The organism is Roseovarius sp. A-2, from assembly GCF_002072155.1.
In the GTDB taxonomy this organism is placed as follows: Bacteria; Pseudomonadota; Alphaproteobacteria; order Rhodobacterales; family Rhodobacteraceae; genus Roseovarius.
In genome coordinates this window covers 287,993-308,822 of the sequence record NZ_BDIY01000001.1, presented here as the reverse complement: position 1 = coordinate 308,822, position 20,830 = coordinate 287,993, and the positions used below count along the sequence as shown (strand labels likewise).

17 protein-coding genes are annotated in these 20,830 nt (G+C 63.7%); 15 read left to right on the top strand and 2 right to left on the bottom strand.

The window, feature by feature from the left end:
- Positions 1-66 precede the first annotated feature (66 nt).
- On the top strand, positions 67-1,293 hold the full coding sequence (locus BHD06_RS01545) for a cytochrome b/b6 domain-containing protein (protein WP_080455208.1): 1,227 nt from the start codon (positions 67-69) through the stop codon (positions 1,291-1,293).
- On the opposite strand, the gene BHD06_RS01540 is transcribed toward BHD06_RS01545, so the two are convergent.
- The gene (locus tag BHD06_RS01540; protein ID WP_080455207.1) at positions 1,290-2,303 is read right to left on the bottom strand and encodes a Hint domain-containing protein; all 1,014 of its coding nucleotides are present in this window, start codon (positions 2,301-2,303) and stop codon (positions 1,290-1,292) included. The genes BHD06_RS01545 and BHD06_RS01540 overlap by 4 nt on opposite strands.
- A gap of 217 nt (positions 2,304-2,520) precedes the next feature.
- Here BHD06_RS01540 and BHD06_RS01535 point away from each other — a divergent pair, with 217 nt between their 5' ends.
- Positions 2,521-3,300, top strand: coding sequence for an SDR family oxidoreductase (locus tag BHD06_RS01535; protein ID WP_080455206.1), 780 nt, complete (start codon positions 2,521-2,523; stop codon positions 3,298-3,300).
- 1 nt (position 3,301) lies between these two features.
- Complete coding sequence (locus tag BHD06_RS01530) at positions 3,302-3,796, top strand: DUF3833 domain-containing protein (RefSeq protein ID WP_080455205.1); 495 nt, start codon at positions 3,302-3,304, stop codon at positions 3,794-3,796.
- A 14-nt stretch (positions 3,797-3,810) separates the two neighbouring features.
- Here BHD06_RS01530 and proS read toward each other — a convergent pair whose 3' ends face one another.
- Positions 3,811-5,166: a proline--tRNA ligase gene (proS, locus tag BHD06_RS01525; protein WP_080455204.1), complete on the bottom strand. Its 1,356-nt coding sequence runs from the start codon at positions 5,164-5,166 to the stop codon at positions 3,811-3,813.
- Positions 5,167-5,363: 197 nt separating this feature from the next.
- Between proS and BHD06_RS01520 the strand changes: the two genes are divergently transcribed.
- The 12 genes from BHD06_RS01520 (at position 5,364) to BHD06_RS01465 (ending at position 20,802) form a co-directional block, all read left to right on the top strand.
- Positions 5,364-7,058 carry a pentapeptide repeat-containing protein gene (locus BHD06_RS01520; protein WP_080455203.1) on the top strand — a complete coding sequence of 565 codons (1,695 nt, stop codon included), beginning with the start codon at positions 5,364-5,366 and terminating at the stop codon, positions 7,056-7,058.
- Positions 7,059-7,242: 184 nt separating this feature from the next.
- The gene (locus tag BHD06_RS01515; protein WP_080455202.1) at positions 7,243-8,310 is read left to right on the top strand and encodes an AI-2E family transporter; all 1,068 of its coding nucleotides are present in this window, start codon (positions 7,243-7,245) and stop codon (positions 8,308-8,310) included.
- A complete protein-coding gene (locus BHD06_RS01510) occupies positions 8,310-8,984 on the top strand; it encodes a DnaA ATPase domain-containing protein (protein WP_080455201.1) in 675 nt (224 codons plus the stop codon). The genes BHD06_RS01515 and BHD06_RS01510 overlap by 1 nt, the downstream gene beginning before the upstream one ends.
- 49 nt (positions 8,985-9,033) lie before the next feature.
- Positions 9,034-11,208: an RNA degradosome polyphosphate kinase gene (locus BHD06_RS01505; RefSeq protein WP_080455200.1), complete on the top strand. Its 2,175-nt coding sequence runs from the start codon at positions 9,034-9,036 to the stop codon at positions 11,206-11,208.
- A 50-nt stretch (positions 11,209-11,258) separates the two neighbouring features.
- Positions 11,259-12,794: a Ppx/GppA family phosphatase gene (locus BHD06_RS01500; protein WP_080455199.1), complete on the top strand. Its 1,536-nt coding sequence runs from the start codon at positions 11,259-11,261 to the stop codon at positions 12,792-12,794.
- A gap of 33 nt (positions 12,795-12,827) precedes the next feature.
- Positions 12,828-14,060 carry a mandelate racemase/muconate lactonizing enzyme family protein gene (locus BHD06_RS01495; protein ID WP_080455198.1) on the top strand — a complete coding sequence of 411 codons (1,233 nt, stop codon included), beginning with the start codon at positions 12,828-12,830 and terminating at the stop codon, positions 14,058-14,060.
- Positions 14,061-14,192: 132 nt separating this feature from the next.
- Positions 14,193-15,509, top strand: coding sequence for a lytic murein transglycosylase (locus BHD06_RS01490; protein WP_080455197.1), 1,317 nt, complete (start codon positions 14,193-14,195; stop codon positions 15,507-15,509).
- 337 nt (positions 15,510-15,846) lie between these two features.
- Positions 15,847-16,413 carry a F0F1 ATP synthase subunit delta gene (locus BHD06_RS01485; RefSeq protein ID WP_080455196.1) on the top strand — a complete coding sequence of 189 codons (567 nt, stop codon included), beginning with the start codon at positions 15,847-15,849 and terminating at the stop codon, positions 16,411-16,413.
- Positions 16,414-17,952 (top strand): F0F1 ATP synthase subunit alpha, encoded by a 1,539-nt coding sequence (gene atpA / locus BHD06_RS01480; protein ID WP_080455195.1) that lies wholly within the window; start codon positions 16,414-16,416, stop codon positions 17,950-17,952.
- Positions 17,953-17,967: 15 nt separating this feature from the next.
- A complete protein-coding gene (locus BHD06_RS01475; protein ID WP_080455194.1) occupies positions 17,968-18,843 on the top strand; it encodes a F0F1 ATP synthase subunit gamma in 876 nt (291 codons plus the stop codon).
- A gap of 19 nt (positions 18,844-18,862) precedes the next feature.
- Entirely contained in the window at positions 18,863-20,287 is a 1,425-nt protein-coding gene (gene atpD, locus BHD06_RS01470; RefSeq protein ID WP_080455193.1) for a F0F1 ATP synthase subunit beta, read from the top strand.
- 89 nt (positions 20,288-20,376) lie between these two features.
- Positions 20,377-20,802, top strand: a complete 426-nt coding sequence (locus tag BHD06_RS01465) for a F0F1 ATP synthase subunit epsilon (RefSeq protein ID WP_080455554.1) — start codon at positions 20,377-20,379, stop codon at positions 20,800-20,802.
- Positions 20,803-20,830: the final 28 nt, after the last annotated feature.

Here is a 20,830-nt window from a genome sequence, read left to right as displayed (position 1 = left end):
GCGCGGCGATTGCCTCTTGCGGCGCATCGTCTAGATTAGGCCGTGACCCGCAACAGGAAGAATGCGATGCCGCTGACCAATTCCGCCGATACCTATGGACGCGTGACCAAGACATTTCACTGGCTCACCGCCCTCCTGATCCTGTCCAATATCGCGCTAGGCTGGATCGCCTCCGATGTCGCCCACGCGGTCGAGGGCGGTGCAGACGAGGCCCTGATTGCTCGCGCTTCGCTCTTGTTCTCGATCCACAAGACCCTTGGTGTAACGATCTTCTTCGTGGCGCTTGCCCGCATCCTCTGGGCGCTGAGCCAGACCAAGCCGGGCCTCCTGAATGGCGACAAACCCGCCGAAGCGTGGCTTGCCGAAACCGTGCACTGGCTGCTCTACGGCTCGCTCGTGCTGGTGCCGCTGTCAGGCTGGGTGCATCACGCCGCCACCTCGGGCTTCGCGCCGATCTGGTGGCCGTTCGGGCAGGATCTGCCCTTCGTTCCCAAATCCGAACCGCTGTCGCAGGCAACTGGCACGGCGCATTTCATCCTGCAATGGGTGCTCACCGGGGCCATAACCGCGCATGTGGCAGGCGCGCTCAAGCATCACGTGCTCGATGGCGACGCCACCCTGCGGCGGATGCTGCCGGGGCGCGTCTCTGCCCCTCCCACGGCGCGCCAGCCCGGTCACCTGCTGCCCCTCATCACCGCCCTCGCGGTCTGGGGCGCGGCCATGGGCGGTGCCACGGCACTCGGCTGGTTCGCCACCGAACGATCCGGCGGCCCGGCCCTCGCACAGGTCGAAAGCGACTGGCAGGTCGAAAGCGGCCAGTTGCAGATCGCCATCCGCCAGATGGGATCGGAGGTGACCGGCAGTTTCGCCGACTGGACCGCCGACATCGCCTATTCCGAGACCCCCGACGAGACCGGCCAGCATGGCACGGTCGAGGTGACAGTAAGTATTCCCTCCCTCACCCTGGGCTCGGTCACGCAACAGGCAATGGGCGCGGATTTCTTCAATGTCAGCGAATACCCGACCGCCACATTCATCGCCGATCTCATTGCCGTCGAGACCGGGCACCTGGCGCGCGGCACGCTCACCATCCGCGACCAGTCGGTGCCGGTCGAGATGCCGTTCGATCTGACCATCGAGGAGGGCACCGCCACCGTCTCGGGCGGGCTCACCGTGGACCGGCGCGACTTCAGCATCGGTCAGGGGGTCAGCGACGAGGGATCATTGGGCTATTCGGTCGATATCAAGGTCGATCTCACGGCCACGCGGCGCGACGGCGACAGCGGCAGTTAGCGCGTCGAGGCCCGTTTCAGGATATCTGCGGCATTGGGATGGTCGAGCAGCGCACGGCCCACCTCGAACTGCAGATGCGTTCGCCCGCCATGCGCCGCCTCATCCGCAATCAGCGTCTCTTCCAGCTCCGCCGGAAGCGCGGCACGGGTGCGCGGATCGACAAGCAGCGTCTCTGCGGCGATGCCCTCGGCATAGATGATCTGATGCGCATCGAACAGGATCTGGTAGTAATCGACGAAGCCGCCGGTCTCGATCCGCACGGTGTCGCCATTGACCAGATGCCGCGCACGCACCAGAACTTCGTGCCGCCCGGCGCCCAAAGCATCCGAGCGCTGGTAGATGAACAGCCGGTGATCGGGGCTGACCAGCAGATCGTTCTCGTTGTGCAGCGCGCCCGCACTGATGCGCACCGGCGCGAACTCGCCCACCGCGCGGGCGGTGGAGTGACCGACCCAGCGCACCGGGCACGGGCCGTCGTCGCGGGTCAGCACCATGTCTCCGGGTTGCAGATCCTCGACCGGTTTCTGCTCGCCCCTGGCCATGGTGATATGCGTGCCTCGCGTGAAAGCGACACAGGCCGCTTCCGCGAATTTGCGCATGCTGCCCTCACGCTCGACCCCGACCAGCGCATAGCCGGTGCGCGGCATCAGCCGCGCCAGCGGCATGGCATAGATTTCGGCCACGTTGCCCGCCTCATCCACCTCGACAAAGACCAGCATGTCGGTCGTGCCGCCGGTCGCCGACATCAGCGTCAGCGCACAATCGAGATAGACCTGCGCCCCGGGCCGCCCAAGCTCCGAGTCGATGCCGATGGTGAACGGCCCGCTGCCCTGCATGATCAGCGACAGCCGTGCCGGGCGGGCCTGCGCGGTCAACTCATAGACATCGTCAAGGTCGAGCTCGGTCGCAAAGGACAGTGCATCACCGAGATTGGCCCCGTTCACCACGCGGAAATCCATGGCCGGAAAGACCAGGATGGTTTGAGCGGGTCGAGAGGCGGTCTGGGTCATCACGGGCCGGTTGTTCTGGAATGGTGATCGGGGTGCATGGCACTGCAAGAACACTAGCTTAGGATTGTGGCAGCATATGGTCAATCAGCGCAAGAATTGTTGGCCGCGCCGTTAATCGTGCAAGACCCGCAACGGCCTGCAAGATGCTGGCCATCCTGCACCGTCCGGTGCTAAGCAACGCATAAATACCGCAATACGGACAGGATGGGAGAGCGATATGGATCTGGGCATCAAGGGCAAGACGGCGTTAGTCTGCGCATCCTCCAGGGGCCTCGGGTTGGGCTGTGCGCGGGCTTTGGCCGCAGCGGGGGTCGATCTGGTGATGAACGCGCGCGGCTCCGAGGCGTTGGAGGCGTCGGCCGAGGCGATTCGCACCGACTTCGGCGTCGGGGTCGTCACAGTGGCCGCCGATATCACCACCGAGGAGGGCCGCGCCGCAGTGCTGGCCGAGGCCGGCGCGGTGGATATCCTCGTCAACAATGCGGGCGGCCCACCGCCGGGCAAATGGACCGACTGGGACCGCGAGGATTTCATCGCAGCGCTCGACGCCAACATGCTGGCCCCCATCGCGTTGATCAAGGCGCTGGTGCCGGGAATGATGGAGCGCGGCTGGGGCCGGGTGGTCAACATCACCTCGCAATCGGTGAAGGCCCCCATCGCGGTGCTGGGCCTGTCGAATTCGGCGCGCGCGGGCCTGACCGGCTATGTCGCGGGCACCTCGCGGCAGGTGGCGGGCAGCGGCGTGAACATCAACAACCTGCTGCCGGGCATCCATGCCACCGACCGCGCCACGGCCCTCGACAAGGGCGTGAGCGAGGCGCAGGGCCTCTCTATGGAAGAGGCCAAGGCACAGCGCTGCGCCACCATTCCGGCGGGCCGCTACGGCACGCCCGAGGAGTTTGGCGCGACCTGCGCGTTCCTGTGCAGCCAGCATGCCGGGTTCATCGTCGGCCAGAACATCCTGCTCGATGGCGGCGGGGTGAACGCCACGCTCTGAGCTGGCCCGCGCCTGCGCCGGACGCTCCGACCTCGCGGATGACCCGCTCAGTTCTCGGGATTTCGAGCTGGAAGAGTTTTTCGACGGCCACGTGGTGGGCCACGGCCAGTTTCAGGACCGGTTCGGAACCGTGCGGCGGCGCTTCGAGGTGCAGATCGCGGGCGACTGGGATGGCGAGACGCTGACCCTGACCGAGGATTTCGTTTACGAGGACACCAGCACCGAACGCCGCGTCTGGACCCTGACCAAGACCGGCCCGGAGACATGGGTCGGCAGCGCGCCGGGGGTGATCGGCCCCGCCACCGGCGAAGAGCGCGGCAACGCCTTCAACTGGACCTACACCATCGACCTGCCGGTGCCCGATGGCACCCTGCGGGTCAGTTTTGACGACTGGATGTGGCAGCTGAGCGAGGACCGCGTGCTAAACCGCGCCTATATGGACAAATACGGCGTCGAGATCGGCGAGGTTATCATCTGGTTCGAAAAACAGCGATAACCTCGCCGCAGCACTCAGAAGGCCGGGCGTAGCACATGGCCCGCATAGATCTGCGCCAGCTTCTCGACCGCCGCTTCGGGCGGCAATTCCTCGCTCTCGCCGGTGCGACGGCTGGTCAGTTCAACCACCCCGTTCCTGAGACCACGCGGCCCCACGGTGATCCGCCATGGCAGGCCGATCAGATCCATGGTGGCGAACTTGCCGCCTGCCCGCTCGTCACGGTCATCATACAGCGGCTCCAGCCCCAGCGCTGTGAGTGACGCATAAAGCGCCTCACAGGCGGCATCGGCCTCGGCATCGCCCTGCTTGAGGTTGACGATCCCGGCATGGAAGGGCGTGACCCCCTCGGGCCAGATGATGCCGCGCTCATCATGGCTCGCCTCGATGATCGCACCGACGAGACGGCTGACGCCGATGCCGTGGCTGCCCATATGCACCGGCGTGGATTTGCCATCAGGGCCCTGCACGGTGGCGCCCATTGCGTCGGAATACTTGGTGCCGAAATAGAAAATCTGCCCCACCTCGATACCCCGGCTGGAGCGGCGGCGTTCCTCGGGGATGGCGTTGAATTTCGCCTCGTCATGGGTCTCGTCGGTGCGCGCATAGGGCGTGGTCCATTCCTCGACGATGGCCTCGCACTCGGCGCGGCTGTCGTAATCGACGACGCGCTCGCCCAGCTTCAGATCGGTGATCGCACTGTCATAGAACACCTCCGACTCGCCGGTTTCGGCCAGCACAAGGAATTCATGCGTGTCGTCGCCACCAATGGGGCCACTGTCGGCGCGCATCGGAATGGCCTGCAACCCCATCCGCTCATAGGTGCGCAAATAGCTGACCATGTGGCGGTTATAGGCGTGCAGTGCGTCCTCTTTCGTCAGGTCGAAATTATAGCCATCCTTCATGAAGAATTCGCGGCCCCGCATCACCCCGAAGCGCGGCCGCACCTCGTCGCGAAACTTCCACTGGATATGATAAAGCGTCAGCGGCAGGTCCTTGTAGCTGCCCACATGGGCGCGGAAAATGTCGGTGATCAGCTCTTCGTTGGTGGGGCCATAGAGCATGTCGCGCCCGTGCCGGTCGGTGATGCGTAGCATCTCGGCGCCGTAATCGTCATAGCGCCCGCTCTCGCGCCACAGGTCCGCCGATTGCAGCGTCGGCATCAGCATCGGGATATGGCCCGCGCGCACCTGCTCCTCGTGGACGATGTTTTCCAGCTTGCGCAACACCTTGAAGCCCAGCGGCAGCCAGGAATAAATCCCGGCGGTGGCCTGCTTGATCATCCCCGCCCGCAGCATCAGGCGGTGGCTGGCGATCTGCGCCTCCGAGGGCGTTTCCTTGAGGACGGGCAGAAAATATCGGCTGAGACGCATGTTTGGAGTTCCTCGGTCAAACGGTGTCAAGGCGCGGTCTAAGGCATTAATCCGGAACGGGCAACCGAACGCTTTGCGGGACACGGCACGCCGTGGCGGGACAGCGCGGTAACGGATGGGGTACCCCCCACGCTCCCCTTGCCTGCACACCCCAACCAAGCCAAGGTTGGGTGGTGTATTCCGGGGATGAGGTGGAGATGGACGATAGGAAGCCGACCAGCGATCTGCTCGACTGGATGGGTATAAAGAGCGCGCCCGACTGGCGCGTGGCGCGACCCTTGGGGCCGCTTCTTTCCTTGTTGCTCACGCTACTCTTCATTGGGGCCATCGCGGCTGCCTTCTCGGTGATCTGGCACACCGTCACGAACGCGTTCGGCAACGCCGCAGATGGGCCCAGCCTTGGGGCAGGTGCGATGATCGCCGCGCTGCTGGGTGCGCCTTTCGTGATCTGGGGAACTGTCCTGCGGCATCAAACGCTCCGCTATCAGAAGGAAGGGCACATCACCGACAGGATCACATCAGCGGTGGAACAATTGGGGGCGGAGAAGAACGTAGATCGGATTGGTCGCCCCGTGACTATCTGGACCGGCACCCCCGTGCAGGTTTCATGCGGCGCTGAAAGCAAGGATAAATATCTCCAAGAACCGCGATCAACGGTAATGGGAAGCGAGTGGTCCCAACGATACAATGAATCAACTGACGAAGTATGGGAGGGAAGACTCTACGACATTTATACTTGGCCGACAGAGAAGACCATTATTCAGTGGCAGGGAGAAGAAGTGTCGCTTGAGGGCACCGATCGAGTCGGCAAAGTCGGAGCATGGCAGGTTTTCACCGAGTCCGTTCCCAACATCGAGGTGCGCATCGGCGCGATCTTGTCGCTGGAACGGATCGCGCAAGATTCGACGATGTATGACAAGGGGCGCGACCATGTGCGGGTGATGGAGATTTTGTGTGCCTACGTGAGGGAGAATTCACCTGCCGGTAAAGCGCCCGACTTCGCATTTCCTCAAGGATGCAATCAAGACAGCATTGAGGAAAAACGAAAATCTACGCTGAAATGGCTATCCAACGAGTTCACGCTTCGGGCTGACGTTCAGCTTGCTCTATCGGTAATTGGCCGCCGAACACGTGAGCAAGTGAGAGTTGAGAAAGGTCACCTAAGTCAGGATGGAACAGGTTATCGCGTTGATCTTTCGCGGACAAATTTACGATATGCAGATTTGCAATATCTGAATTTTGAAAATGCGACTTTCTTTCGTAGTCAGATGCAAGTTGCCTTTTGCAAAGGTGCCAATTTCAAAGGTGCTAACTTGGTACACTGTGAGCTAACCGGAGTAAGTGCTGAAAATGCTGACCTCTCAAACTCCAAGATGGAGATAGCAGACTTTTCCTACGCCACACTAACAGGTGCGAATTTATGTGGCTGCAAAGTATCGCACACACATTTTGTCAGAACAAATTTGAGGAGCGCACAACTTCGGTTTCGCGAGAATGTAAGAAATACTGAGGTGAAGCGTGCTTTCTTCATTGATAGCGACCTGAAAGGCGCACTTATAGGGGGCGACCTGCTTGGCGTGGTTTTTTCACCTAGAATTTTGCAAGATGAGAAGATACCTCGTGATGTATACGGCGTTGGCTTCCAAGAGTGCCGCGTCGCAGGACAACGTCGAATATTCGGGAATACCCACCACGAGTCAGCTATCCCGGTTGATTGGCTTCGGAATACATTTGGCGATGCCAGCGTGATCCTAACCGAGGGTATGGACCGCCCCACCCATTGGCCGGATTGGAGGTTGCCGTCGCAAGGCGACCACTCCTTCAGCACCGAATGGTGCAAGTGGCAAGCGAATCCCGAGGGGTATGTGCCGCCGCCCGCGCCTGCGGACTGACCTCCCCCTATGCGCATCATCCCCGCCAAGCCGGGTGTCTCCTTGGTCCAAGAGATCCTCGGGTCGGGGCCCGAGGATGACGGAGGATGGGGTTGCGCGCGCGGGCGTATGGCGAAAGTGGAGAGCACTTGAAACCCACCGGACAAACGGCGATGTAAGTGCTGGAATATGCGAAAGGCGCAGCATGGCATTGCCGGTCCGGGAACAGGCGAAATACTGGGGCATCGCCACGGCGGTGTTCATCCTGCTGCTGTGGTTTCTGGGCAATGTGATTCTGCCCTTCGTGATCGGCGGGGCGCTGGCCTATTTCCTCGATCCCGTCGCCGACCGGCTGGAGCGGCTGGGGCTGAGCCGGATGGCGGCGGTTGTGGTGATCACGCTCGCGGCGGTCCTGCTGTTCACGCTGGCGCTGCTGCTGGTGATCCCGACGCTGGTCAATCAGGCCATTGCCCTTTTCGAGACCGCGCCGCAACTGGCCCGCGATCTTCGGGATTTTCTGAGCACGCATGTCCCCTCGCTATTCGATCCCGGTTCGGCCGCGCATCAGACGCTCACGTCCTTCGGCGAGACGATCCGCGACCGGGGTGGAGAGGTCCTGCAAACCGCGCTCTCCTCCGCCGCCTCGCTGCTCAATATCGTGATACTGCTGGTCGTGGCCCCGGTGGTCGCGGTCTATCTGCTCTACGACTGGGATCGCATGATCGCAAAGATCGACGATCTGCTGCCGCGTGACCACGCCCCGGTGATCCGCCGCCTCGCCGGTCAGATCGACGCCACGCTCGCCAGCTTCATCCGTGGCATGGGCACGGTCTGCCTGATCCTCGGCACCTATTACGCGGTGGCGCTGATGCTGGTGGGGCTGCAATTCGGCCTTGTCGTGGGGGCGCTGGCGGGGCTGGTCACGTTCATTCCTTACGTCGGCGCGATCCTCGGTGGCGCGCTGGCGCTTGGCCTTGCGCTCTTCCAGTTCTGGGGCGATTGGGTCAGCATTGGGCTGGTGGCGGCGATCTTCGTGTCGGGCCAGGTGATCGAGGGCAACCTGCTCACGCCCAAGCTGGTCGGCTCCTCGGTCGGGCTGCACCCGGTGTGGCTGATCTTCGCGCTGTCGGCCTTCGGCACGCTCTTCGGGTTCGTCGGTATGCTGGTGGCGGTGCCGGTGGCGGCGGCACTTGGGGTGATCACCCGGTTCGTGCTGGACCAGTACAAGGTGAGCCGCCTCTATCGCGGCCTCGACAGCCAGGGCGACGAGTGATGGCGCAACAGCTCAGCTTCGATCTGCCCGTGCGCCCCGCACTGGGGCGCGAGGATTTCTTCGTCTCCCCCGCCAATGCCGAGGCCGTGGCGATGATCGAGGGCTGGCAGGGCTGGCCGTCGCGCAAGCTGATCCTCGCCGGACCGGCAGGCGCGGGCAAAACCCATCTCACGCATGTCTGGGCCGCGCTCTCGGGCGCGCAAGTCATCGCCGCGCGGGATCTGCCCGATGCCGACATCCCCGCGCTCGCCCAAGGCCCCGTCGCGGTCGAGGATGCCCGGCAGATCGCGGGCGACCGCGCCGCCGAGAATGCGCTCTTTCACCTGCACAACCTAACCCTCGCGGAAGGTCACGCGCTGCTCATCACCGCACGCGGCGCGCCGCATCTGTGGGGCCTCACCCTGCCCGATCTGGCCAGCCGCATGCAGGGCACGCTGCTGAGCGAATTGCGCGCGCCCGACGACGCGCTGCTCTCGGCGGTGCTGATGAAGCTTTTTGCCGACCGCCAGCTCAGCCCCAGCCCCGACACCATCCCCTACCTTGCCCGCCGCATCGAACGCTCGTTCGAGGCCGCGCGCGACATCGTCGCGGCGCTCGACGCGCGGGCCCTGGCCGAAACCCGGCCCGTCACCCGCAGCCTGGCCGCGCGAGTGCTGGACAAACGCGCTGATTGACGCCACGCTGCGTCACCCAACCGTTACATGCCAACGCCATAAGGCCGCCATGACAAACGCTGATTTTCTCAAATCCCCGCTGCCCGAGCCGGTCGATCTGCCGGATATCGACATTACCGGCCCCGGTCGGTTCTTTAACCGCGAACTCAGCTGGCTGGGCTTCAACTGGCGCGTTCTGGAAGAGGCGCAGAACCCCCGCGTGCCACTGCTGGAACGGCTGCGTTTCCTGTCGATCTCGGCGACCAACCTTGATGAATTCTACAATGTGCGCGTCGCGGGCCTGCGCGAACTGGCCAAGGCAGGCAACACCACCCCCGCCGCCGACGGCCTCACCCCCGCCGAGCAACTGGTGCTGATCAACGACAACGCACGTGGCCTGCTCGAATCGCAGCAGGACACCTACGAGGCGCTGCGCGTCGAGATGGAGGCCGAGAACATTGCGATTCTCGATCACACCTCGCTCAGCGATGCCGACAAGGACGTGCTGGCCGACGTGTTCCTGCACAAGGTCTTTCCGGTGCTCTCGCCGCTGGCCATCGACCCGGCGCACCCGTTCCCGTTCATACCCAACCTGGGCTTCAGCCTCGCGCTGCAACTGGAGCGCAAATCCGACAAGCGCCCGCTGCGCGCGCTGCTGCCGATCCCGCAGCAGATCGACCGTTTCGTGCGCCTGCCCGCCCCCGACGGCATGTTCCGCTTTCTGCCACTCGAGGAATTGCTGCTCTTGCATCTGCGCAGCCTGTTTCCCGGCTACCGCTACAAGGAGCATTGCGCCTTCCGGGTGCTGCGCGACAGCGATCTCGAGGTCGAGGACGAGGCCGAAGACCTCGTGCGCGAATTCGAGGTGGCGCTGAAACGCCGCCGCCGCGGAGAGGTGGTGCGGATGAAGATCTCCGCCGGTGCCCCCGAGGCGCTGCGTGACGTGATCATGGAAGAGCTGCACGTCATCCCTGAAGAGGTGGTCGAGGTCGAGGGCATGATCGGGCTGGCCGATCTCAAGGAACTGGTGCTCGACGCGCGCCCCGACCTGCTGTGGCCGTCCTTCACCTCGCGCGTGCCCGAGCGCGTGCAGGACCACGACGGCGACATGTTCGCCGCGATCCGGCAAAAGGACATGCTGCTGCACCACCCCTACGAGACCTTCGACATGGTGGTGCGGTTCCTGCAACAGGCGGCGCGCGACCCGGACGTGCTGGCGATCAAGCAGACGCTCTACCGCACCTCGCGCAACTCGCCCATCGTCGAGGCACTGTGCGAGGCCGCCGAGGACGGAAAATCCGTCACCGCGCTGGTGGAACTCAAGGCGCGCTTCGACGAGGCGGCGAATATCCGGCAGTCGCGGCGGCTGGAACGCGCGGGCGCGCATGTGGTTTACGGCTTTCTCGACTGGAAGACGCACGCCAAGATTTCCACCGTGGTGCGGCGCGAGGGCGACAGCCTCGTGACCTATACCCATTACGGCACCGGCAATTATCATCCCATCACCGCGCGCATCTATACCGATCTGAGCTTTTTCACCTGTGACGTCGCCCTCGGGCGCGATGCCACCAAGGTGTTCAACTACCTGTCGGGCTATGCCGAGCCCGAAGGGCTTGAAAACCTTGCCATCTCGCCCGCCTCGCTCAAGCCGCGTCTGCTGGAGATGATCGCGCGCGAGGCAGACCACGCCCGCGCCGGCAAGCCGGCAGCGATCTGGGCCAAGATGAATTCGCTGATCGAGCCGGACATCATCGACGCGCTCTATGCCGCCTCCGAGGCCGGGGTGCGGATCGACCTGGTGGTGCGCGGCATCTGCGGACTACGCCCCGGCATCAAGGGGCTGTCCTCGAATATCCGCGTCAAATCCATCGTCGGGCGATTCCTGGAGCATTCGCGCATCGTCTGTTTCGGCAATGGTGCGGGGCTGCCGTCGAAAAAGGCGCGGGTCTTCATCTCGTCGGCAGACTGGATGGGTCGCAACCTCAACCGCCGGGTGGAAACGCTGGTCGAGACCACAAACCCCACCGTCAAGGCGCAGATCGTCAGCCAGATCATGGCCGCCAACATGGCCGACGTGGCGCAGACCTGGGTCATGGCCCCGGACGGCACCTTTTCGCGCAATGTCAGGCCCGAGGGCGAATTCGCCTTCAACTGTCACCGCTTTTTCATGGAAAACCCGTCGCTGTCGGGCCGTGGCTCGGCGGGCGCGTCGGATGTGCCGAAACTCACCCATACAGGCGATTGACCCGCGCGCCCCCCTGTCGCATAGAGGGGACGCACGAGACTGGGGCGGATATGGACGGCACGAGCGATCCTACGGAACCCGATGGCGGCCCCTTCGGCCGCCCCCTTTTCGATAGCGACACAGCCCGCGCGCTCAGCCGGGTCGGCGTGGTCGATGTAGGCTCCAACTCCATCCGCCTCGTGGTGTTTGACGGCGCGGCGCGCAGCCCCGCGTATTTCTACAACGAAAAGATCATGTGTGCGCTCGGCTCTGGCATGCCCGAAACCGGGCGGCTCAACCCCGAGGGGCGCAAACGCGCGGTCGAGGCCCTGCGCCGCTTCCAGATGCTGGCCCGTGGCATGGATACCGGCCCGCTGGTCACCGTGGCCACCGCCGCGGTGCGCGACGCCGAGGACGGCGCGGAATTCTGCGCCGAGGTCGAGCGCGAGACCGGACTCAAGCTCTGGGTCATCGACGGGCGCGAAGAGGCCCGGCTTTCGGCGCAGGGCGTGCTTCTGGGCTGGCCCGGCTCCTACGGTCTGGTCTGCGATATCGGCGGCTCGTCCATGGAACTCGCGGCGATCGACGGCGGCACGGTCGGGGCGCGCATCTCCTCGTCGCTCGGGCCGTTCAAGCTGGCCGACCTCAAGGGCGGCAAGAAAGGGCGCAAGGCCCACATCCGCGACACCCTGGCCGCCATGCAAAAGGAACTGGGTGAACAGCGCAACCGGCTCTTTCTCGTCGGCGGGTCCTGGCGGGCGATTGCCAAGATCGACATGGCGCGGCGCGGGTATCCTCTGCACGTCCTGCATGAATACCGCATGCACCCCGCCGACCTGCGCGCCACGATCAAGCATATCGAGAACTCCGACCCCGAGACATTGCGCAGCACATCCGGTGTTTCCTCCAGCCGCATCGCCCTTGTCCCGCTGGCCGCAGAGGTGCTGCGCGAGGTGCTAAAGACCTTCAAGCCGCGCGATATCGCAATCTCCAGTTACGGCATCCGCGAAGGGCTGCTCTACGAGCAGATGCCGCAACTCCTGCGCGACCGCGACCCGCTGATCGAGGCCTGCCGTTTTGCCGAGCACAAGGATGCCCGCCTGCCGGGGTTCGGCAAGGTGATCTACCATTTCCTGCTGCCGCTCTTCAAATCCGCCAGCCCCGACCGCCGCCGCCTGATCCGCGCCGCCTGCCTGCTGCATGACGTCAGCTGGCGCGCCCACCCCGACTATCGCGCCGAGGTCTGTTTCGACAACGCCACCCGCGCCAATCTCGGTGGGCTCAAGCATTCCGAGCGGGTGTTCCTGGGGCTTGCCCTGCTGCACCGCTATTCCAACAAGCGCGGCAATACCCGGTTTTCCGACCTCGACAGCCTGATCTCCGACGCGGACAAGAAAGATGCCGAAATCGTCGGAAAGGCGATGCGCTTTGCCGCGATGCTCTGGCTGAAAAAGAACGCACGCCTCGGCGAATTGCGCTGGTTCCCCAAGAAAAGGCTGCTCGAACTGCGTCTCTCCGACGAAGCCGCGCCACTCTTCGGCGAAGTGGCACGCGCCCGCTTCGACGCGCTGACCACCGCCCTCGACGCGCAGGGCACGGTGCGGTGAGGCGCGCGACAATAGCCACCGAAAGGGCACGACATGAAACTCGCCGATCTTGACATCATCGTCACATCGCCGCCCGCGCCGGGTTGGGGCGGGCGCTACTGGATACTGGTGAAGCTGACCACCGATGACGGCCTCACCGGCTGGGGCGAATGCTATGCCGCCTCGGTCGGACCGCAGGCGATGCGCACCGTGATCGAGGATGTCTTCGCCCGCCATATGCAGGGCGAGTCGCCTGAGAATATCGAGCTGATGTTCCGCCGCGCCTATTCCTCGGGCTTCACCCAGCGGCCCGACCTCACCGTGATGGGCGCGTTCTCGGGGCTGGAGATTGCCTGCTGGGACATTCTGGGCAAGGCGCGCGACCGGCCGGTCTGGGCGCTTCTGGGCGGGCGCATGAACGAGCGCATCCGCGCCTATACCTATCTCTACCCCCTGCCCCATCACGACCTCACCGCGTTCTGGACCTCGCCCGAGATGGCCGCCGAGAGCGCGCTCGACTGCGTGGCGCGCGGCTATACGGCGGTCAAGTTCGACCCGGCGGGTCCCTACACGTTGCGCGGCGGCCATATGCCCGCGATGCCCGATATCTCGCTGTCGGTGGCGTTCTGCCGCGCCATCCGCGAGGCGGTGGGCGACCGCGCCGATCTGCTCTTCGGCACGCATGGGCAATTCACTACCGCCGGGGCGATCCGTCTGGGACAGGCGCTGGAGCCCTATTCCCCGCTCTGGTACGAGGAACCGGTGCCGCCCGACAATGTCGGCGCGATGGCACAGGTGGCGCGCGCGGTGCGCATCCCCGTGGCCACCGGCGAACGGCTGACCACCAAGGCCGAGTTTGCCCCCGTCCTGCGCGACGGCGCGGCGGCGATCCTGCAACCGGCACTTGGTCGCGCGGGCGGCATCTGGGAGATGAAGAAGGTCGCCGCCATGGCCGAGGTCTACAATGCGCAAATGGCCCCGCATCTCTATGCCGGTCCCGTCGAATGGGCCGCCAATATCCACTTTGCCGCCTCGATCCCGAATCTGCTGATGGCCGAAACCATCGAAACCCCCTTTCACGACGCGCTGATCAAGGGCGGCATCCGGGTGGAGAACGGCTTTGTCATCCCGCCAGAGACGCCGGGCCTTGGCATCGAGGTGGACGAGGCGCTGGCCCGCGCGCACCCCTTCGACGGTGACGGGTTGCATTTGCAGATGCAGGAGGCACCCTGCGATTACGTGAACGGTAACAGCTTTGCCGGGGGGGCACCGCTCAAGACGCAGTAAGGCTCGACCGTTCCCCGCCCGGACGTCTGGTTCAAGATCAGCAAGACCACGCACATCGCCTCGAGATTACTTTCGATTTGGAAACAATCGCGTTATCATGCCGCGAAAGTGCCACACAGAAGGGGCTAGGCGATGCGAGCAGTCATACTGGGGCTTTCGGGCCTGTTTCTTGGAATAAGCCCGTCCTGGGCAACCGGCGCGGTCGAGGAATCGCTGCGCCCGCAATCGCGCCCCGGAGCGGCGTTCACACCGGCGGTTGTACTGAACGATGTGCCGACGCAGGTGCTGCGCCCGCAGATGCGGCCCGCGGGGGTAGAGGTCTTTCACGTCACCGCAAATCCGGAGTTTGACCGCTGGATCGCAGGGTTCCGGGGCCGGGCCTTGTCGCAGGGGATCAGCGGGCAGGTCTTCGACCGGGCCTTTCGCGGCGTGCGCTACGACCCTGATGTTGTGGCCAAGGATCGCAACCAATCCGAATTCAAGCGCGAGATCTGGGATTATCTCGACAACGCCGTGTCGCCTGTGCGGGTCGAGAACGGGCAGCGTGCCCTGCGTCGGCACCGCCGCACCCTGGACCGGATCGAGGCGCATTACGGCGTCGAGAAAGAGGTTGTGGCGGCAGTCTGGGGGATGGAGAGCACCTATGGCGAGCGTCTGGGTGATCTGCCGCTGATCGGCTCGATGGCCACATTGGCCTATGACGGGCGGCGCGGCGCGTTCTTCGAGAAACAGTTGATCGCCGCGCTCAAGATCCTGCAATCGGGCGATGTGACGCCCGACCGGATGAAAGGCTCCTGGGCCGGGGCGATGGGGCACACGCAGTTCATGCCCACATCGTATGAGGCCTATGCGGTGGATTTCACCGGTGATGGCAAACGCGACGTGTGGTCGGATGATCCTACCGACGCGCTCGCTTCGACCGCCGCCTATCTCAAGCGGTTCGGCTGGCGCAAGGGCATGCCCTGGGGCATGGAGGTGCAGGTGCCGCGCGGCGCGTCCTTCGGCAGCACCAGCCGGATGCCCTCGGACTGGGCGGCACGCGGCGTGGTGGGCATCGACGGGCGACCGGTGCGCGATTTCGGCTCGGCGCGCATCCTGCAACCGGCGGGGCCTGCGGGCGCCTCCTTCATGGTCTTTGCCAATTTCGACGTGATCAAGCGTTACAACAACGCCGATGCCTATGCCTTGGGCGTCGGCCACCTGTCGGACCGGATCGCGGGCGGGCCGGAAATTCAGGCCAGCTGGCCGCGCGGCTATGACCCGCTGACATTCGACCAGCGCAAGGAGATGCAGCGCCGCCTCCAGCGCAAGGGCTATGCGGTAGAGAAGATCGACGGCATCGTCGGGCCCAATACCGTGGCCGCGATCCGTGCCTTTCAGCAATCGGTCGGGGCGACGCCGGACGGCCTGCCGTCACAGCAGTTGCTGGCGCTGCTCAAGCGGTCGTGACACCAGAGGGCGGGGCGGTTTTCGTCCCTCTCGCGCTGATAGCGCAAACGTCTGCAAGGGGTTTTGGCAGGGTTCGAGGCATGGGAATCGCAAATTCGTAGGAAAAAGTGATGTTTTTTGAAAGATAAAAAGCGCGCATTCCGTCGCACTTGGGGTAAGATGTTGAAAGTATACGGTATTCTATAGTATACAATCGTTTTCAAGCGGCTTGCCCGACACCGAAGGCTCTGCTACACCCCAGCCGAATTTCGATGTTTCGCAAGTCTCATCGTATGCCAACGCCCCCGGACGTGACGCGCCGTCACAGCTGCTCAACCGGGGCCAGATTATCGGAAGGGTGGACGTGTCCGAACCAGCTTCGATTTCTTCCGGCATTGCCGCGCGCTATGCCACTGCGATCTTCGAGCTTGCGAAAGAGGCCAAATCTCTGGCCAAGCTCGAAGCCAACCTCAATGACCTGTCCGCAGCCCTCGCCGACAGTGCCGAGTTGCGCGCTGTCATCGCCTCTCCGGTGCTGAGCCGGGACGAGCAGGGCAAGGCGATTGCCGCGATTGCCGACAAAATGGGGCTGGTCCCCGAACTGCGCAACGGTCTGGCGCTGATGGCCGCCAAGCGCCGCCTCTTCGTGCTGCCGCATCTGATCGCCCAGCTTGACGAAATGATCGCCGAGGACAAGGGCGAGGTGAAGGCCGAAGTGACCAGCGCCAAGGCGCTGACCAAGGCACAGTCCGACAAGCTGGCAAAAACCCTCAAGGCCCGGATCGGCCGCGATGTGAAACTGAATGCGACCGTTGATGAAAGCCTCATCGGCGGTCTTGTTGTCAAAGTGGGCTCGAAGATGATCGACACCTCGATCCGTTCGCGGCTCGATTCCCTCCAGAATGCAATGAAAGAGGTCGGATAAATGGGTATCCAAGCAGCAGAGATTTCTGCGATCCTGAAGGACCAGATCAAGAATTTCGGCCAGGAGGCCGAAGTTGCCGAGATCGGTCGGGTGTTGTCCGTGGGTGACGGTATCGCGCGGGTTCACGGGCTGGACAATGTCCAGGCGGGTGAACTTGTCGAGTTTCCGGGATCGATCATGGGCATGGCTCTGAACCTCGAGGCCGACAATGTCGGTGTCGTGATCTTCGGCTCCGACCGTGACATCAAGGAAGGCGACACTGTCAAGCGCACCAAGTCCATCGTGGACGTGCCGATCGGCGACGAGCTCTTGGGCCGCGTCGTGGACGGTCTCGGCAACCCGCTCGACGGCAAGGGCCCGATCAAGGCGAAAACCCGTGGTCTGGCCGATGTGAAGGCCCCCGGCATCATCCCGCGTAAATCGGTGCACGAGCCGATGGCGACCGGCCTCAAGTCAGTGGACGCGATGATCCCGATCGGCCGTGGCCAGCGCGAGCTGATCATCGGCGACCGTCAAACGGGCAAGACCGCCGTGGCGCTCGACACGATCCTCAACCAGAAGGTCTATAACGAAGCCGCAGGCGACGACGAGAGCAAGAAGCTTTATTGCGTCTACGTGGCCGTGGGGCAGAAACGCTCGACCGTGGCCCAGCTGGTGAAAAAGCTCGAAGAGAGCGGCGCGATTGAATATTCCATCGTCGTGGCCGCCACTGCATCCGACCCCGCGCCGATGCAGTTCCTCGCCCCCTATTCGGCGACCGCGATGGCCGAGCATTTCCGCGACAATGGCCGTCACGCGCTGATCGTCTACGATGACCTCTCCAAGCAGGCCGTGGCCTATCGCCAGATGTCGCTGCTGCTGCGTCGCCCGCCCGGGCGCGAAGCCTATCCCGGTGACGTGTTCTACCTCCACTCCCGCCTGCTCGAGCGGTCGGCCAAGCTCAACGAGGACAATGGTGCCGGCTCGCTGACGGCGCTGCCGATCATCGAGACACAAGGCGGCGACGTGTCGGCGTTTATTCCGACCAACGTGATCTCGATCACCGACGGTCAGATCTTCCTTGAAACCGAACTGTTCTACCAGGGCATCCGCCCCGCCGTGAACACCGGTCTGTCGGTGTCGCGCGTCGGCTCTTCGGCCCAGACAAACGCGATGAAATCGGTCGCCGGCCCGGTCAAGCTCGAGCTCGCGCAGTACCGCGAAATGGCGGCCTTCGCGCAGTTCGGCTCTGACCTCGATGCGGCGACGCAACAGTTGCTCAACCGGGGCGCGCGTCTGACCGAGTTGATGAAGCAGGCGCAGTATTCGCCGCTGACCAACGCCGAAATTGTCTGCGTGATCTATGCGGGCACGCATGGCTATCTCGACAAGATCAGCGTCGGCGATGTGGGCCGCTACGAGCAGGGTCTGCTCAAGCACCTGCGCGGCAAGCATCAGGCGCTGCTGGATCACATCACGATCGAAGATCCCAAGATCAAGGGTGAGGCCGAGGACAAGATCAAGGCCGCGCTGGACGAATTCGCCGCCGACTTCGCGTAAGGGGGAGATAAGGCAATGCCGAATCTCAAGGACCTGAAAAACCGGATCTCGTCGGTCAAATCGACCCGCAAGATCACCAAGGCCATGCAGATGGTCGCCGCGGCGAAGCTTCGCCGCGCTCAGGAGGCCGCGGAAATGTCGCGGCCTTACACCGAACGCTTCAACGCGGTGATGAAAAAGCTCGCGGCCTCGGTGGGTGACGCCGAGAATGCGCCGCGGCTTCTGGCCGGGACGGGCGAGGACAAGGTGCATCTTCTGGTGGTGATGACCGCCGAACGCGGCCTGTGCGGCGGCTTCAACGCCAATATCGCCAAACTCGCCAAGGCCGACGCCGCCGATCTGCTCGCCAAGGGCAAGACCGTCAAGATCATCACCGTCGGCAAGAAGGGCCGCGACGCGATGAAGCGCGACTATGGCCAGTATTTCGTGGATCACGTCGATCTCACGGAGGTCAAGCGCGTGGGCTATGCCGATGCGCAGGCGGTCGCGGCCAACGTGCTCAACCGGTTCGACGCCGGAGAGTTCGACGTGGCCAAGATCTTCTACTCGCAGTTCGAGAACGTGGTGACGCAAATCCCGACCAAGCAGCAGATCATTCCTGCCGATGTCGGTGATCTGGACGAGGCCGATACCGAGACCTTCTACGAGTACGAACCCGACGAGACGGCGATCCTCGCCGATCTGCTGCCGCGCGGTGTGGCGACGCAGATCTTCAGCGCGCTGTTGGAGAACGGGGCCTCGGAACAGGGGGCGCGGATGTCCGCGATGGACAACGCCACCCGCAACGCGGGCGAGATGATCGACAAGCTGACCATCGAATACAACCGCTCGCGTCAGGCCGTGATCACCAACGAGCTGATTGAAATCATTTCCGGCGCGGAAGCGCTGTAAGACAAACCGGAGACGAAACATGGCAAATGCAAAAGGCAAGGTGACCCAGGTCATTGGCGCCGTTGTGGACGTTCACTTTGACGGCGATCTGCCAGCCATCCTGAACGCGCTGGAAACCGACAATAACGGCAAGAAGCTGGTGCTCGAAGTGGCGCAGCATCTGGGCGAGAACACCGTGCGCACCATCGCGATGGACGCCACCGAAGGCCTCGTGCGCGGTCAGGATGTGAAAGATAGCGGCTCGCCGATCTCGATCCCGGTGGGCAATGCCACGCTGGGCCGCATCCTCAACGTCATCGGCGAGCCGGTGGACGAGGGCGCGCCGATCAAGGCGAGCGAGTATCGCGCCATCCACCAGCCCGCGCCGGAATTCGCCGAGCAGTCGACCGCCTCCGAGATCCTCGAGACCGGCATCAAGGTGGTGGACCTGCTGGCACCCTACGCCAAGGGCGGCAAGATTGGCCTCTTCGGCGGTGCCGGTGTGGGCAAGACGGTTTTGATCATGGAACTGATCAACAACATCGCCAAGGTGCACTCGGGCTATTCGGTCTTCGCCGGTGTCGGCGAGCGGACCCGTGAAGGCAACGACCTTTACCACGAGATGATCGAATCGAACGTGATCAAGCCCGACAATCTGGAAGAGAGCCAGGTGGCACTGGTCTACGGCCAGATGAACGAGCCTCCGGGCGCGCGTGCCCGTGTGGCCCTGACCGGCCTCACGCTGGCCGAGCAGTTCCGCGACCAATCCGGTTCGGACGTGCTGTTCTTCGTCGACAACATCTTCCGCTTCACGCAGGCGGGCTCCGAGGTGTCGGCGCTTCTGGGCCGTATTCCCTCGGCTGTGGGCTATCAGCCGACGCTGGCCACCGACATGGGCGCGATGCAGGAACGCATCACCTCGACCAAGCAGGGCTCGATCACCTCGATTCAGGCCGTCTACGTGCCTGCGGACGACCTGACCGACCCGGCACCGGCCACGACCTTTGCCCACCTCGACGCCACGACCGTTCTCAGCCGTGCGATTTCGGAGCTTGGCATCTACCCCGCCGTGGACCCGCTCGATTCCAACTCGCGCCTGATGGACCCGCAGATCGTCGGCGAAGAGCATTACGCGGTGGCGCGTGACGTGCAGGGCATCCTGCAGCGCTACAAGTCGCTTCAGGACATCATCGCCATTCTCGGCATGGATGAACTCTCGGAAGAGGACAAGCTGACCGTGGCGCGTGCCCGGAAAATCCAGCGCTTCCTCAGCCAACCCTTCGACGTGGCCAAGGTGTTCACCGGCTCCGACGGCATCCAGGTGCCGCTGGAGGAGACGATCAAATCGTTCAAGGCCGTGGTCGCCGGTGAATACGATCACCTGCCCGAGGGTGCGTTCTACATGGTCGGCGGGATCGACGATGTGATCGCCAAGGCCGAAAAGATGGCGGCAGACGCGGCATGAGATCGGGGTGGGGTTCAACCCCGCCCTACATGACGACCTTGGCGTAGGGTGGGGTTGAACCCCACCACATGCCGCAAGAGGAGGCCGATATGGCTGAGACAGTGCAATTCGATCTCGTGAGCCCCGAACGCCTTCTGGCCTCGGTGGCGGCCCGCGAGGTGCAGATCCCCGGAACCGAGGGCAACATGACGGCGATGCCCAATCACTCGCCGCTCATCACCACGCTGCGCCCCGGGATCGTCCGGGTCTCCGGTCCCGAGGGCGACAAGGAATATGTCGTCACCGGCGGCTTTGCCGAGATCAACGGCGAGAGCATCTCGATTTTGGCAGAACGTGCCGTGGCCCGTGAGGACATGACACAGGACGCCTACAAGGCGATGGTCGCCGAGGCGACCGACCGTCTGACCAAGGCACAGGACACCTATGTCAACGAGCCCGGCCCTGTTGACGAGGCGGCCAAGCTCCTGTCCGACATGGTTGCGATCGGCGATCATATCGGGCTTTCCGCAAACTGAGCCGCAGGTGCACACCCCATGGATGAAA